Genomic DNA, 13,697 nt, shown 5'->3' with positions numbered 1-13,697 from the left:
AGACGGCCGCCTGCTGTCGTGCCCGGCGGGCTGGTTCGCAGCGTTATCGCCGGTAAACCCAGAGTGACGTGAGACCAGCGTGACGCAGGGGGCGCGGTACCGCAACTCGCCGTCGGCTCGCGGTCGCAGGGCGCAGCCCGCCGCCGTACTGCGGGAGTTGTCAGCCGCCGCGCCCCGCGGCCCTGCGTACGGCCTCTATGAACCGGCGTGCCGCGGGCGGCCCTGGCTCGCCCGGTGCGGGGTCGTGGTCACCCAGCGTCAGCAGGTACCGCTTGCCGTTGAGGTCCGCGAGCGCTCGGCCCTGCGCGGCGAACCAGGGCTTGGAAGCACGCACCGCCTGCACCGGCGCGCTGTCGATCTCGGTGCCGTAACTGGTGAGCAACGCGAGCCTGCCGTCGCTGATCCGGACCTGCCCGGCCCGGGTGAGCGAACGCAGCCGTTTGCCGATCCGCACGCCCGTCGCCGTGAACTCCGGCTCCACCATGCCGCCCGCCCCCTTGTGCGCGTCCGGTGCGCTGGATTCTGACCTGCGTGGGCCGTGATCCAGCTCGTCTCGTGATCCAGTGTGCGCCCCCGTTCCGTGCAGTCTGCCCGCACCCGGCGTCGAGCACCAGTACGCACGGCACCCCTGCTCCGGGCGCCCGGAGCACTCGCCCGAATGCGCCCCCACCATCGCCCACCCCCTGCCCCCAGGCTGTCCTTTGGGGTGCCCAAAGGTGCGTTTATGCAGGTGAGAAGCGTGCGGAAGGTGTTTATGATCGATGTGTCGGCGGCGCGACGCGTCGTCGGCGCTCAGTGTGAGGAGCACCCGTCGTGAGCACCCCCCAGCAGACCCGGACCGGCCGGACCCTCGACGTCGACCGCAGCGACGCGGCCTACCGTGACTGGCTGAAAGAAGCCGTCCGCAAGGTCCAGGCCGATGCCAACCGCTCGGCCGACACGCACCTGCTCCGCTTCCCGCTGCCCGAGAAGTGGGGCATCGACCTGTACCTCAAGGACGAGTCGACCCACCCGACCGGCAGCCTCAAGCACCGGCTCGCCCGCTCCCTCTTCCTCTACGGACTGTGCAACGGCTGGATCCGGCCGGGCCGCCCGGTGATCGAGGCGTCCAGCGGCTCGACAGCCGTCTCCGAGGCGTACTTCGCGAAGCTGATCGGCGTGCCCTTCATCGCCGTCATGCCGCGCACGACGAGCGCCGAGAAGATCCGCCTGATCGAGTTCCATGGCGGGCAGTGCCACTTCGTGGACGACTCGCGCAGGATGTACGAGGAATCGGCACGTCTGGCGGTGGACACCGGCGGCCACTACATGGACCAGTTCACCTACGCGGAACGGGCCACGGACTGGCGCGGCAACAACAACATCGCCGAATCCATCTTCCGCCAGCTGGAGCTGGAGCGGTTCCCGGAGCCCGCGTGGATCGTGGCGACGGCCGGCACCGGCGGCACCTCGGCGACTCTCGCCCGCTACGTCCACTACACCCAGCGCGACACCAGCATCTGCGTGGCCGACCCCGAGAACTCCTGCTTCTTCGAGGGCTGGACCACCGGCGATCCGGACGTCACCTGCGACTGCGGCTCCCGTATCGAGGGCATCGGCCGCCCCCGCATGGAACCGAGCTTCGTGCCGGGAGCCGTCGACCGGATGATGAAGGTGCCCGACGCGGCGAGCGTCGCCGCCGTACGGGCGCTGGAGCGGGCCATCGGCCGCAAGGCGGGCGGCTCGACCGGCACCGGCCTGTGGAGCGCGCTGAAGATCATTGCCGAGATGGTGGCCGCGGGGCGGCAGGGGAGCGTGGTGACGCTGTTGTGCGACCCGGGCGACCGGTACCTGGACAAGTACTACTCAGACGCGTGGCTCGCCGAGCAGGGCCTGGACATCGAGCCGTACACGGCGGCGATCCAGTCGCTGCTGGAGACGGGCGTCTGGCCGACTGAGGAGGTGCGCCCGAGCCGCAGCTGATGCCCCGGCAGGCAACGTTTGCCCGTCAGGGAGCGGCGTCCGGTGCGTGCTTTGAGGGTCCCCCGGCCGGGTGCCGGGTGCCGGCCCCCGTACCGGACGTACTCGGGTCTGTGCCCGGTGCGTCGAGTGAGGGGGACCTCCCACGCCCTTGAGGCAGTGGGGGAGCGTGCCGGGTGCCGCGACGGGGAACGTTGCGTGCCGGGGTACTAGGTCGCGAGGCGCCGGTCCAGTGAGGTCACCGCGTCTCGGAAGGCCCGGCCCAGGCCCGCCCGAGCCGCCTTGAGGACGAGTCGCAGCGGAGCCGTCCCGTCGGCGGCGAAGGTCCACTGCACGCGCGTGCCCGTGCCGGCCGGAACGAGCCGCCACTCCTCGACCAGGGCCCGCATCCCGGGAGCGTTGGTCACGTCGACTCGGTAGGCGTACACCTCCGCCTCCTTCGCCGCGAGCACCGTCTCCTCGAAGCGCGTCCCGCCCGTCAGCCGCACCTCGCGCCGGGCGCCGCCGTCGAGCGGCCGGGCCAGTCTCACCGCCGAGAACCACTGCGCCCAGCCCGTCACGTCCTCGGCGAGCGCGTGGAACACCGCCTCCGGAGCGGCCGAGATCTCCCGGGCGAAGACGAGACATACGGGCGCGGTCTCGACGAAGTCGAGCCCTACGGGACGCAGACGACGAGCCATGGACGAGAACCTCCTTGACGGAGCAGGGAAGTTGACCGGGGCAACGTCACGATAACTGGCGGCCCGTCAGATGTCTGCACCGCCCGGAGCCGATCAGCTCTCCGGCTCGCCCGCCACGACCAGCCGGCGCAACTGCTCGGAGATCTCCTCGCGCGCGTCGCCCGCGAGACCCGAGTCGGTCACCAGCGTGTCGACCTGCTCCAGCGCGGCGAACGAACTCAGGCCCACCACGCCCCACTTGGTGTGGTCGGCGACCACCACGACCCGCCGCGCCGACTGCACCAGGCGCCGGTTGGTCTCGGCCTCCGCGAGGTTCGGCGTCGACAGGCCGGCCTCGACCGATATGCCGTGCACACCGAGGAACAGCATGTCGAAGTGGAGCGCCGCGATCGCCTGGTCGGCCACCGGGCCCACCAGCGAGTCCGACGGCGTGCGCACGCCACCGGTCAGCACCACCGTGGCCGCACCCTGCCGGGGGCCGGAGGTGCGCTGCGCGGCATGGAAGACATCGGCCACCCGCACCGAGTTCGTCACCACGGTCAGGTCCGGCACGTCCAGCAGGTGGTGCGCCAGCGCATACGTCGTCGTACCCCCGGACAGCGCGATCGCGGTACCGGGCGCGACCAGCTGGGCCGCGGACCGGGCGATGTCCTCCTTGGCCGTCAGCTCCAGGCCCGACTTGGCCTCGAAGCCCGGCTCGTGCGTGCTCGCCTCCACGACCGGGACCGCACCGCCGTGCACCTTCTCCAGAACGCCCTGGCGGGCCAGCGCGTCGAGATCGCGGCGCACGGTCATGTCCGACACGCCGAGCTTGCGGGTCAGCTCGTTGACACGGACCCCGCCCCGGCGCCGGACCTCGTCCAGGATCATGGAGCGCCGCTGCTCCGCGAGGAGGTTCTGATTCTCACTCACGTACGCTCCGGTCCTTTCGCCTCAAGCCGTCCGACATGCCCTGCACACCCCGTCCGACAAGGACATTCTCGCCGACCCCGGTGCGCGGACGTCCCATCCTCGCACGGGTGGGCACCCAGGACGCCACCCGCCCGATGCGCTGATGTCACCGATGCCACATCTGTTCCTCGCATGTCACTCGGAACGGGGAGATTCCGTGTTCACAGGTGTACGTCCCCGTCCGAGCGGCGATCCTTGTGCCCGCACGGACACAAGAAGACGGCGCGTCACGGGGGAAGTGCGAACAGTGGAACGTGCGCAGGAACGTGCCTCGGCGAACGGCCCCGCTCCGGCGCCCGAGGGATCCGGAAACACCCTGGAACTGCTGGTCCACGGCGTGGGCGGCACCACGCCCCAGGACATGCTCGATGATCCGTGCACGGTGCGGATCACCGGCGACGACACGGCGGCCGTCTTCCGGCGCGCCGCGGACGTCGACGCGGACGGCAGACCCGACGGCCATCGCGGCGGACCGGTGCCGGAGGCGTACGTCTGGTGCAACCTCACCTCCGGCAACAGCGCGCGTGCCCTGTGGCTGTTACTGCTGCCGTTCATGGTCGTCAACCTCGCCCACTGGATGCGGCCCACCGACCGCGGCCGCAAGCGGACGGTGCGCTTCTACGGGCTGCTGGTGCGACTCGCCGGACTGACCCTGACGGTACTGCTGGTCGCTGCCGCCTGCGAGGTCGCCCTCGACCTGGCGGCCTGGCAGTGCGCGGGCACGCGCGCGTGCGCCGAGCGGCACACCTGGCTGGGCTTCCTGTCACCGGAGGTGTCGCACCACAGCTGGTGGAGCAGGCCGGGCCGCCGCCTCGCCCTCGCGGCTCTGGTGCCCACCGCGCTCACCGGCCTCCTCTGGTACCTCTCCCACCGCACCTGGAGCGCGTACGAGTCCCAGCAGCCGCTCGCCCACCGGACCGAACCCGACGAGGAGACCGGCCGCACCGCCCTGGGCCGCCCCGGCTTCTGGTACGGCCGCCGGCTCGTCGCCCGGCTGCGCGCCGCCCACACCGCGGCCGGCCTGCTGACGGTCGCCGCGGCGGTCGCCTCGTCCGCGGCCCGCTTCGACCGCGCTCCGGGCGGCCCCGCCGTCCTGGACGTCCTGGGCCGGCTCCTCGCCGTGGCCCTCGTCGCCACCGGCGCCGTCGTGATGTGGGTGGTCTGCCGCCGGGGACGCAGCGAGAACCGCCTCGACCGGGAACTCGACGCGCACCTCGTACGACGGCTTCCGCTCGCCGCCCTCGTCCTGCTCCTGCTGTGCGCGGTGTACGCCGGCTGGGAGCGCCCCGGATGGCGGTCGGGCGGCCTGCTGGCCGGCGGCGGCACCACCTTCGGCGGTATCGCCCTGGTCCAGGGCTTACTGGTCCTCGCCCTCGCGGTCGTCGCCCACCTGCTGTACCGCACCCACCCCGACCCGCGCGCCGTGCTGCACGGCCAGGGCGGACCCGCCGTCGCGATCCTCGCCTGCGCCCTGGGCGGCGTCATGTCCGGCGGAGTCTCCCAGCGGGTGTCGGACTGGCTGGACGGCACCGGCACCTCCATCGAGGGCCCGCCGGTCCTGCTGACCTGGCAGGCATCCGTCATCCCCCTGCTTCTCCTCGCCCTGATCGCGCTCTGCGGCCTGCTCGGCCGACGGGCCTGGCTGCTGCGCCACACCGAACTGGCCACCGTCGAGCTCGACCACCCCGGCGAACCCGAGGACGCCGCACGCACCCGCCGAATCGCCACCACGCGCGCGCTGGCCACGCTCACCGACCGCGCCCCCCTCGTCGTCGCTGTCACCGCCACCACGACCCTGATCCTGGGCGCCGGAGCACTGGCCGGCGCCAAATTCACCGAAGAGGCGCCCGGAGAGGCGGCCCAGCACGCCTTCGCCTTCGTGCACGGAGCCGCACAGACCGCGCAGGCCCTGGGCTCCTGGCTGATCGGCCTGGGCTTCATCCTCTTCGTCACCTGGGGCCGGCGCGCCTACAAGGACGCCTCCGCCCGGCGCACCATCGGCATCCTCTGGGACGTCGGCACCTTCTGGCCGCGCGCCGCGCACCCCTTCGCCCCGCCCTGCTACGCCGAGCGTGCCGTCCCCGACCTCACCTGGCGGATGGCGACCTGGACCCGCGCCACCGGCGGCCGCCTCGTCATCTCCGGGCACTCCCAGGGCAGTGTGCTCGCGGCGGCCGCGGCCTGGCAGCTCAAGCCGTCCGACCGCAAACGGGTCGCCCTGCTCACCTACGGGTCCCCGATCGAGCGCCTGTACGGCCGCTGGTTCCCGGCCCACTTCGGCCCGGCCGCCCTCGCCTCCCTGCACCACGACGTCGACTGCTGGCGCAACCTCTACCGGCTCACCGACCCCATCGGCGGCCCGGTCCGCCTGCCCGGCGACTGCGGCCCCGAGGTGGACCGCCCGCCGCTCAAGGACCCCCTCGCATACGGCCGTACCGCACAACACCCTCTGCCCGCACCGATCCTCGGGCACTCGGACTACCAGGCCGACCCGGCCTTCGCCGAGGAGCGGGAACGGTTGCTGGGCCGCCTGCGAGCGGACGTACCGGCTCCACGCCCCGCGGCAGGCACTCAGGAGGGCTCGGGCAGGTCCTCGGCGTAGAGCAGCGTCAGGTCGTCCGTGCTCGGCTCGTCGAAATGGGCGACCCGGCTCGCGTGCCGCTCCACCATGGCCTCGAAGGTCTGGCGGGCGGTTCGGCCGTTGCCGAACGCCGGGCCCTTGGGGAGCGCTGTGAAGTACTTCAGCAGGGCCTCCGCGGCGCCCGGCGCGAGCCGGTACTCGTGCTCGTCGGCCTGCTGTTCCACGATCCGCAGGAGCTCCCCGGGGTCGTAGTCGCTGAAGGTGATGGTCCGTGAGAAGCGGGACGCCACACCGGGGTTGACCGAAAGGAACCGCTCCATCTCGGCCGTGTAGCCCGCGACGATCACCACGACCGCGTCACGGTGGTCCTCCATCAGCTTCACCAGCGTGTCGATGGCCTCCTTGCCGAAGTCCCGGCCCGAGTCCTCCGGCGACAACGCGTAGGCCTCGTCGATGAACAGCACACCGCCACGCGCCCGGTCGAACGCCTCCTGCGTGCGGATCGCCGTCGAGCCGATGTGCTCACCGACCAGGTCGACGCGGGACACCTCGACGAGATGGCCCTTCTCCAGCACACCGAGCGAGGCGAGGATCTCGCCGTAGAGCCGCGCCACGGTCGTCTTGCCGGTGCCGGGGGAGCCCGTGAAGACCAGATGCCGCTTGACCGAGGCCGCCTTGAGGCCCGCCAGCATGCGACGCCGGCCCACCTCGATCATGTCGGTCAGCGCCCGCACCTCGCGCTTGACGCTCTCCAGGCCCACCAGCGCGTCGAGTTCACCCAGTACGGCCCTCGACGTCCGCGTCGGCTGCTCGGGCTGCGCGGCGAGCAGGGGCTCCTGTTCGGTGGTGCGCTGCCCGGGGATCGCTCCCAGCAGACCGGGCGACTGACCGGCGGTCTGCACAGCGGGCTCCGGGGCCGCGGGAGACCTGAGGCCCGCGCTCTCGTCGCTGGTGCAGCCCTCGACGACGGGGCCGGTGCCGGGCGCCGCGTCGCCTCCCTCCGCGAACTCGTACCCACCGCGCGCGCAGCGCTCCGTGCGGCACTTCTTCAACGTCGTACGACTGCCGTCGATCACGTGGAAGCCGTAGCCGCCGCTGCCCGTCACCCGGCAGTTGAGGAAGCTGCCGCGGCCGCCCGCCGACACGTAGAAGCCCGCCTCCGCGGGGGAGTCGACCGTGCAGCGCTCGATGGTGGGGTCGGCGCCCTTGGTGACGATCACGCCCGTCTGTGTGGCGTCGATGGTGCAGTTGTTGAGGGTGCCGCCGCTGCCGTGGTCGCGGAACCAGGCACCTGTCGCGGCGTCCCGGATACGGCAGTCGTCGAGCTGTGCGGTGGCGCCGTCGCTCACCGACACGGCCGTGTTGCGCACCTGGGACAGGTCGCTGTCGACGACGTCCGCGCGCGAGCCGCGGTCGAGGACGAACAGGGCGTCCGGCACGTCGTGCACCCGGCAGGAGTCCAGCACCGCAGTGGCGCCGTCACTGACCCACACCGCCGGGTAGTCGCCCGTGCTGTCGAAGATCTCGCACTGGTTGGCGTCCACACGGGTGCCCGGATCCCACACCGACAGGCCGTTGCGCCCGAACTGACGAACCGTCGTCCGAGTCAGGGTGAGCACAGAGCGGGAGCGCAGATCGACCGCGTTCTCAGGGATGTCGTGGATGCGGCAGTCGGCCAGCGTCAGCACCGCGTCCGTGTCGAGGGTGACGCCGTCCGCCGTGGTGCGGTGCACATCGCAGTCCGTGAGGTGCGCGGTGGCACGGCCGGTGACCTGGACCCCGCTGCCACGGACCTCGTACACCTCGCAACCCACCGCGTCCAGCGCGGAGTTCTCACCGGTGGCTGACAGACCCGCGCCCGAGGCGTGATGGATGCGGCACCGCTCCAGACGGGGCTGCGCGCCGCCGCGGACCGCAACCCCCGACTGACCGGCGGCCACGACCTCGCACTCCTCGAACACCCCGCCTCCGCCGTCGAGTACGGCGATACCGATGCCGGCCGGATTGTCGACGGTGCACCGCCGCACAGTCGGCCGCGCGCCCCCGCGCACCTCGATCCCCGCCGCCGACCGGGTGATGATGCGGACGTCCAGCAGCTCCGGAGTGCCCTCCTCGACCAGCAGGGCGGGCGCCGCTGCGTCCTGCCCCTCCACATGCAGGTCCTGCACCACCGCCGAGGCACGCACGGTCAACGGCACACCGTCCAAGGGTGCGATCCGCACCGATCCGGGAGAACCCTCGGGCCCGCGCAGGGTCACCGACCGCTGCACCACGAGGTTTTCCCGATAGGTACCGGGCGCGACGGTGAGGACGTCACCGTCGGCGGCAGCCTCCAGGGCGGCGGCGAGCGATGCGTACTCACCCGTGCGGCGCCGCCACCGCGATGTGCCGGTGTGCGTCACCTGGACCGTGCCCTGTGCCATGGTGTTGTTCTGCCCCCACCTCGTGATACGCGGGTCGATGCCGAAGGGATCGGCCGGTCCACCGTAGCGTGCGCGCGGGCGGTGGGTTGACCAGAGAGGGAAGGCCGTCAGCTGCCGGCGCCGGTCCTGCCCCAGTCCGGGCCCGCCCGGTCCCAGGCCTGGTCCCAACGGGCGTACCGGCGACGGACCATGCGCCAGACGATCAGCCGTCGACCGCCCTCGACGGCGCCCGCGGCGAGCATGGCGGCGCCGAACCCGGCGAGCACCGCGTGCGTCGTCGCTGTCGCCGAATCGAGCGGACGGGCCACTATCTGGCCGTGCAGGTCCGTCCATATCCTGAAGTGGTCACCGCGGTGCGGTGACGCGAGGCTCGCCAGGGCCGCGCCGTGGTGGCCGGAGCCGTCCGGCGCGGTCCAGTCGGCGAGGACGCGGCTGCGCAGATCCCGCGACGAGGTGGACTCGGGGTCGGTGTCCAGCGGCGAGCGGTCCAGCTTGCGCACGACGGTGGCCGTCACCAGGTGGCGGGCCGCACGCTGGTCCCGGACGGACTGCTGCAGCGCGTCCTGCGCGATGGTGCCGACGACGGAGCCGATCACCGGGGCCGCGACGAGGATCAGCAGCAGGGCCACCAAGGTCAGCCAGGCCTCTACCAGATCGCTCGTGCGGCGCAGCGGATTGTGCCGCCAGCGCCAGAGTCCGCCGATTGTGCGCACAGTCCCGCACCCCCCTTCCCGCTCCGTGATAACCCCCGGCCGAGCCGTACACGCGCCGACCCGGTCAAAGAGAGAGCGAGATCACTTGCTCCCGGGCTCTCTCATGAACTTCTCACGAAACCTCAACGCGCAGGCCCCCGACCCTGGTTCCCGCGCCGCGGGCCTTGTCCGGATCTTTCGTCCGGGCCGCTCCACAGCGTCCGGCGGAGCTGCCTATTCGAGGACCGTCACCGGATCGCCGACCCGGATCGTGCCGGGGGAGAGGGGCACCAGGTTCTGACCGAAGACCAGGCTGCTGCCCATGCGGCGGTGGCGGCCCAGGGCGGCCAGGGGTTCCTTGCCCCGCTCGGCGGTGTCCTGGTCGGTGGTGGTCACCACGCACCGCCCGCACATCTTGGCGACCCGGAAGGTGACCTCGCCGACGGCGATGAGGGACCACTCGTCCTCGGCCCAGGCGTCGGTGCCCGCCACGACCATGTTCGGCCGGAACCGGTTCATCGGCAGCGGCCCGTCGGCCGGTTGAGAGCCTTGGGCGATCAGGGAGTTGAGGGCGTCGAGGGAGGCGCTGGTGGTGAGCAGCAGCGGGAAGCCGTCGGCGAAGCTGACCATCTCGCCGGGCCGCGCGTACACCGGGTCGACGGGCCGGCGGGTGGCCGGATCATCCATGTGTACGAGGCGTACGTCGATGCCGAGATAGTCGCTGCACCAGGCGTGCGCGGCCGCGTCCTCGGCGGGAACGGCCTCGGCCTTGTCTCCGAAGATCTCCAACGGCACCGTGCCGACCGGCCGGGGGACCCGCACGGTCAGCGGGCCCTTCCCCGGTGCGGACAGGCGAACGCCGCCGCCGGGGACCAGCTCGGCGGCGGCCTGCGCAAGGCGCGGCTGCTGACGTTGCGTGACGACCTTTCCCCTTGCGTCGATCAGCGCCCAGCGCCGGTCTCCGGCCAGCCCCCAGGGCTCCACGACGGCTTCCCGGGGCGCGACGCCCCGGAACGCCTTCACCGGATGGACGTGAATCGACTGCAGCAGCGCGTTCCCCATGCGGCCATCGTGCCAGGCGGCGGCGAGAGCCGGGGAGGACGGCTCAGTAGCCGCGGTACTGCTGCTGGTTGTTGTACGGGTCCTGGTACTGGGCTGGGTTGGGCCGGGGAGCCGCGGGGCGCATCGCCTCGTAGCCCGTACCGGTCGCCATGGGCCGTTGCGGCTGCTGGGGTCCGGGATAGCCACGAGGCGCCGTGGTCTGCTGAGGGATGTACGCCGCGGGCGCCTGCTGCAGCGGAGCCGGCTGCTGCGCCTGCGGATAGCCGTAGGAGGGCTGGGAGGGACCCGCCGGAAGGGCGGGGAGTGCCGACGGCAGGGCCGGCAGATAGCTGCCCGGCGCGTCGTACGCGGCGGGGACCCGGATCGGAGCGATCTGCGGGGTGCCCCGCTCGGCGACGAGCCTGTCGTAGATCGGAGTGTCCGGGAAGGCGGAGTAGTAGCCGCCGCCAAAGGTGGAGCGGGGGGAGGTCATGGCACATAAGTTAAGCCCTCGATGTGCTAGTTGGGGAGACCGATAAGAGGGTTGTTTTCAGTGTCGCCAGTGACGCGGGATCCCCAATGCGAGCGAACTTGGCAAAAAAGGGCGCCCAGCGATGTTCAGGTCCGGTAAAGGCCGAGTTTCGGGCGGGTTACCAGCGGTTGGCCACAGGTAACCCTGTGCTCCTCGTGGGAGTTCGTGGGCCCGGGGAATAGGTTGTGCGGATGGAGTACCTGAAGGGCTGCCGGGACACGGACAGGCACGGTGACACGTGATGGGGGCGGGCATGTCAATGCCGAAAGGATCGAATACGCCGGTGCCGACGACGGCACTGCGGGTGGAATTGGGCTGGAGTTCAGGACCCGGCGTTCCGGACGCGGACGCCTCGGCGCTTCTGCTCGTGGGCGGCAAGGTCCGCTCCGACGGCGACTTCGTCTTCTACAACCAGCCGGAGCACGTTTCCGGCGCGGTCCGGTACGAGGGCAAACACAACGGGGACGGCCGCGTTGTCGACAGCCTCCTTGTCGACCTCGCGCGCGTGGAGCCCACGATCGAGACCGTCGTCCTCGCCGCTTCGGCGGACGGCGGTACGTTCGGACAGGTTCCCGGCCTCTACATCGAGGTCCGCGACGCCGCCCAGGGCGGTGTGGTGGCCCGTTTCGACAGCACGGGCGCCAGCGTCGAAACCGCTTTCGTGCTCGGTGAGTTCTACCGCCGCCAGGGCGCCTGGAAGTTCCGCGCCGTCGGCCAGGGCTACAGCAGCGGACTCGAGGGTCTGGCCGCGGACTTCGGGATCGCGGTCGACGAACCGCAGCACACTCCGCCCGCCGCAGCTCCCGCGGCCCCTCCGTCCGCGACCATGCCCCCGCCCGTCGCCCCGCCGGTGAACATGCCCCCTCCCGCCGCGCCCCCCATGACCATGCCTCCGCCTGTCACGCCCCCGGCCGCCGTGCAGCCCCCTCCGCCGCAGGAGCCTCCCGCGCAGCCGGTCCGCCTGACCAAGGTGACGCTCACCAAGGCGGCCCCCGCGGTCTCGCTGTCCAAGCAGGGCGGCACCTCGGGCTCGATGCGCGTGAACCTCAACTGGGAGGTGCGCAAGCAGTTCTCGGGATGGGGCAGCAAACGTGGCCGCGCGGTCGCCCATCACGCGGACCTCGATCTAGATCTGTGTGCCCTGTTCGAACTCGCCGACGGCAGCAAGGGCGTCGTACAGGCCCTCGGCAACTCCTTCGGAGCCCTGAACCGGCCGCCGTACATCCACCTGGACGGCGACGACCGCACGGGCGCCGTCGCGAACGGTGAGAACCTCACCGTCAACCTTGACCACAAGCAGGACTTCAGGCGGATCCTCGTCTTCGTGACCATCTACGAAGGCGCGCGGTCCTTCGCCGACCTGCACGCGACGGTCACCCTGCAGCCGCAGTTCGGTGCCCCGATCGACTTCTCGCTCGACGAGTGCACCGTTCCCTCGACCGTCTGCGCCCTCGCTCTGATCACCAACACGGGCAATGACCTGGTCGTCCAGCGGGAGGTCCGATACCTGGTGCCCGAGCGCGGGGTGAGCCCCCAGCGGACCGTCGACTATGCCTACGGGTGGGGCATGAACTGGACCCCCGGCAGGAAGTGAGCCCCGCGGACGGAAAGCGAGCGCTCTAGAGAGGGCGCTCGTCCGCGACGGTGTCCGGGCGTGTGTACGTACGGCCCTTCCAGGCCGCACCGCGTCCCCTGTAGTGCTGCACCGCGGAATCGACCGTCATGAGGAGATAGAGGAAGGCGGTGACCGGTAGCAGGGGAGCGAGCCACGGCGGCTGGCGGTAGTAGCGGAGCATGGGGAGGTACGTCCCCGTCATCACCAGCCACGCGAGACAGCCGAGGACCCCGGCCGCCCCGTCCCCGGTGGCCGCACCCACGACCAGGGCCGCGGGCGGCACCAGGTACACCAGGGCCAGCCCGACGACCGTCCCGAGGAGCAGCGGCGGGTTGTGCCGCAACTGTGCGTACGCGCTGCGTGACACCATGCGCCACAGGTCGTGCAGCCGCGGATAGGGCCGCACGCTGTCCACCCGCTCGGCCAGCCCCAGCCAGACGCGACCGCCACTGCCCTTGACCGCGCGCGCGAGTGCCACGTCGTCGATGACGGCGTGGCGGATGGCGTCAGGGATCCCCGCCCGCTCGGCCGCCTCCGTACGCAGCAGCACGCAGCCGCCCGCCGCGGCCGCCGTCCGCGTCCCTTTCCCGCTGATCCGCCGGAACGGGTACAGCTGGGCGAAGAAATAGACGAAGGCCGGCACCACGAGCCGCTCCCACACGCTCTCCACCCGCAGCCGAGCCATCTGGGAGACGACGTCGAAGCCGCCGCTGTGCGCAGCGGCGACCAACTCCCGCAGGCTGTCCGGCGCATGCGCGATGTCCGCGTCCGTCAGCAGCAGATATTCGGGCTCACGCGCGCGTGCCAGGCCGACGCCATGCCGTAATGCCCACAGCTTGCCCGTCCAGCCGGCGGGCGGTTCACCGGGTGAGCCGACCGTCAGGGGCAGCCCGCCGTGCGTGGCCGCGAGTTCGCGGGCCAGGTCTCCGGTGCCGTCCGAGCTGCTGTCGTCGACGAGGAAGATCTCCGCCCGGCCCGGATACTCCTGTGCGAGCAGGGACGGCAGGCTCGCGGGCAGTACGGCGGCCTCGTCGCGCGCGGGGACGACGACACAGACGGACGGCCAGCCGGCAGGGTCCTCGCGGGGCGGCAGCCTGACGTCCGTGCGCCAGAAGAAGCCCTGACAGAGCAACAGCCACAGCCAGGCGGCGAGTGATACGGCGGCGATCCACGCGATGGCGCTCACCCGCGCAGTCTGCCCCACCGGACCGGCCCGCAAGGGC

At 71.7% G+C, this 13,697-nt stretch carries 11 protein-coding genes; 3 read left to right on the top strand and 8 right to left on the bottom strand.

All coding sequences use genetic code 11. From position 1 onward, the window contains the following. Positions 1 to 160 precede the first annotated feature (160 nt). Positions 161 to 484: a hypothetical protein gene (locus ACYUED_RS03180; RefSeq protein ID WP_491290790.1), complete on the bottom strand. Its 324-nt coding sequence runs from the start codon at positions 482 to 484 to the stop codon at positions 161 to 163. 329 nt (positions 485 to 813) lie between these two features. Here ACYUED_RS03180 and cds1 point away from each other — a divergent pair, with 329 nt between their 5' ends. Then, on the top strand, positions 814 to 1,962 hold the full coding sequence (gene cds1 / locus ACYUED_RS03175) for an L-cysteine desulfhydrase Cds1 (RefSeq protein WP_491290789.1): 1,149 nt from the start codon (positions 814 to 816) through the stop codon (positions 1,960 to 1,962). A 206-nt stretch (positions 1,963 to 2,168) separates the two neighbouring features. Here cds1 and ACYUED_RS03170 read toward each other — a convergent pair whose 3' ends face one another. After that, a complete protein-coding gene (locus ACYUED_RS03170; protein ID WP_491290788.1) occupies positions 2,169 to 2,639 on the bottom strand; it encodes an SRPBCC family protein in 471 nt (156 codons plus the stop codon). A gap of 93 nt (positions 2,640 to 2,732) precedes the next feature. After that, positions 2,733 to 3,551 (bottom strand): DeoR/GlpR family DNA-binding transcription regulator, encoded by an 819-nt coding sequence (locus ACYUED_RS03165; protein WP_491290787.1) that lies wholly within the window; start codon positions 3,549 to 3,551, stop codon positions 2,733 to 2,735. A 286-nt stretch (positions 3,552 to 3,837) separates the two neighbouring features. Between ACYUED_RS03165 and ACYUED_RS03160 the strand changes: the two genes are divergently transcribed. After that, positions 3,838 to 6,192: a hypothetical protein gene (locus tag ACYUED_RS03160; RefSeq protein WP_491290786.1), complete on the top strand. Its 2,355-nt coding sequence runs from the start codon at positions 3,838 to 3,840 to the stop codon at positions 6,190 to 6,192. Here ACYUED_RS03160 and ACYUED_RS03155 read toward each other — a convergent pair. From ACYUED_RS03155 to ACYUED_RS03140, 4 genes are all read right to left on the bottom strand, one after another. Next, on the bottom strand, positions 6,162 to 8,594 hold the full coding sequence (locus ACYUED_RS03155; RefSeq protein ID WP_491290785.1) for a right-handed parallel beta-helix repeat-containing protein: 2,433 nt from the start codon (positions 8,592 to 8,594) through the stop codon (positions 6,162 to 6,164). The two genes, ACYUED_RS03160 and ACYUED_RS03155, sit on opposite strands and share 31 nt — an antisense overlap. A 107-nt stretch (positions 8,595 to 8,701) precedes the next feature. Next, the gene (locus ACYUED_RS03150; RefSeq protein WP_491290784.1) at positions 8,702 to 9,307 is read right to left on the bottom strand and encodes an Rv1733c family protein; all 606 of its coding nucleotides are present in this window, start codon (positions 9,305 to 9,307) and stop codon (positions 8,702 to 8,704) included. A 213-nt stretch (positions 9,308 to 9,520) separates the two neighbouring features. Then, positions 9,521 to 10,348, bottom strand: coding sequence for an MOSC domain-containing protein (locus tag ACYUED_RS03145; RefSeq protein ID WP_491290783.1), 828 nt, complete (start codon positions 10,346 to 10,348; stop codon positions 9,521 to 9,523). Positions 10,349 to 10,391: 43 nt separating this feature from the next. After that, complete coding sequence (locus ACYUED_RS03140) at positions 10,392 to 10,820, bottom strand: DUF6643 family protein (protein WP_491290782.1); 429 nt, start codon at positions 10,818 to 10,820, stop codon at positions 10,392 to 10,394. Between the two features lie 298 nt (positions 10,821 to 11,118). Here ACYUED_RS03140 and ACYUED_RS03135 point away from each other — a divergent pair, with 298 nt between their 5' ends. Continuing rightward, entirely contained in the window at positions 11,119 to 12,453 is a 1,335-nt protein-coding gene (locus ACYUED_RS03135) for a TerD family protein (RefSeq protein WP_491294819.1), read from the top strand. Between the two features lie 25 nt (positions 12,454 to 12,478). Here the strand turns inward: ACYUED_RS03135 and ACYUED_RS03130 are convergent, their stop codons facing one another. Next, positions 12,479 to 13,678, bottom strand: coding sequence for a glycosyltransferase (locus tag ACYUED_RS03130; RefSeq protein WP_491294817.1), 1,200 nt, complete (start codon positions 13,676 to 13,678; stop codon positions 12,479 to 12,481). Between the last annotated feature and the right edge of the window lie 19 nt (positions 13,679 to 13,697).

The organism is Streptomyces sp. DF42 (genome assembly GCF_058267695.1).
The sequence above is the reverse complement of the archived record's forward strand: the minus strand, read 5'-3'. Positions and strand labels throughout refer to the sequence as shown.

Excerpts from the sequence above, each read along its gene's own strand:
- ACYUED_RS03145 (WP_491290783.1), bottom strand. The coding sequence starts at position 10,348 with ATGGGGAACGCGCTGCTGCAGTCGATTCACGTCCATCCGGTGAAGGCG.
- ACYUED_RS03155 (WP_491290785.1), bottom strand. The coding sequence starts at position 8,594 with ATGGCACAGGGCACGGTCCAGGTGACGCACACCGGCACATCGCGGTGG.
- ACYUED_RS03180 (WP_491290790.1), bottom strand. The coding sequence starts at position 484 with ATGGTGGAGCCGGAGTTCACGGCGACGGGCGTGCGGATCGGCAAACGG.
- ACYUED_RS03170 (WP_491290788.1), bottom strand. The coding sequence starts at position 2,639 with ATGGCTCGTCGTCTGCGTCCCGTAGGGCTCGACTTCGTCGAGACCGCG.
- ACYUED_RS03135 (WP_491294819.1), top strand. The coding sequence starts at position 11,119 with ATGCCGAAAGGATCGAATACGCCGGTGCCGACGACGGCACTGCGGGTG.
- ACYUED_RS03140 (WP_491290782.1), bottom strand. The coding sequence starts at position 10,820 with ATGACCTCCCCCCGCTCCACCTTTGGCGGCGGCTACTACTCCGCCTTC.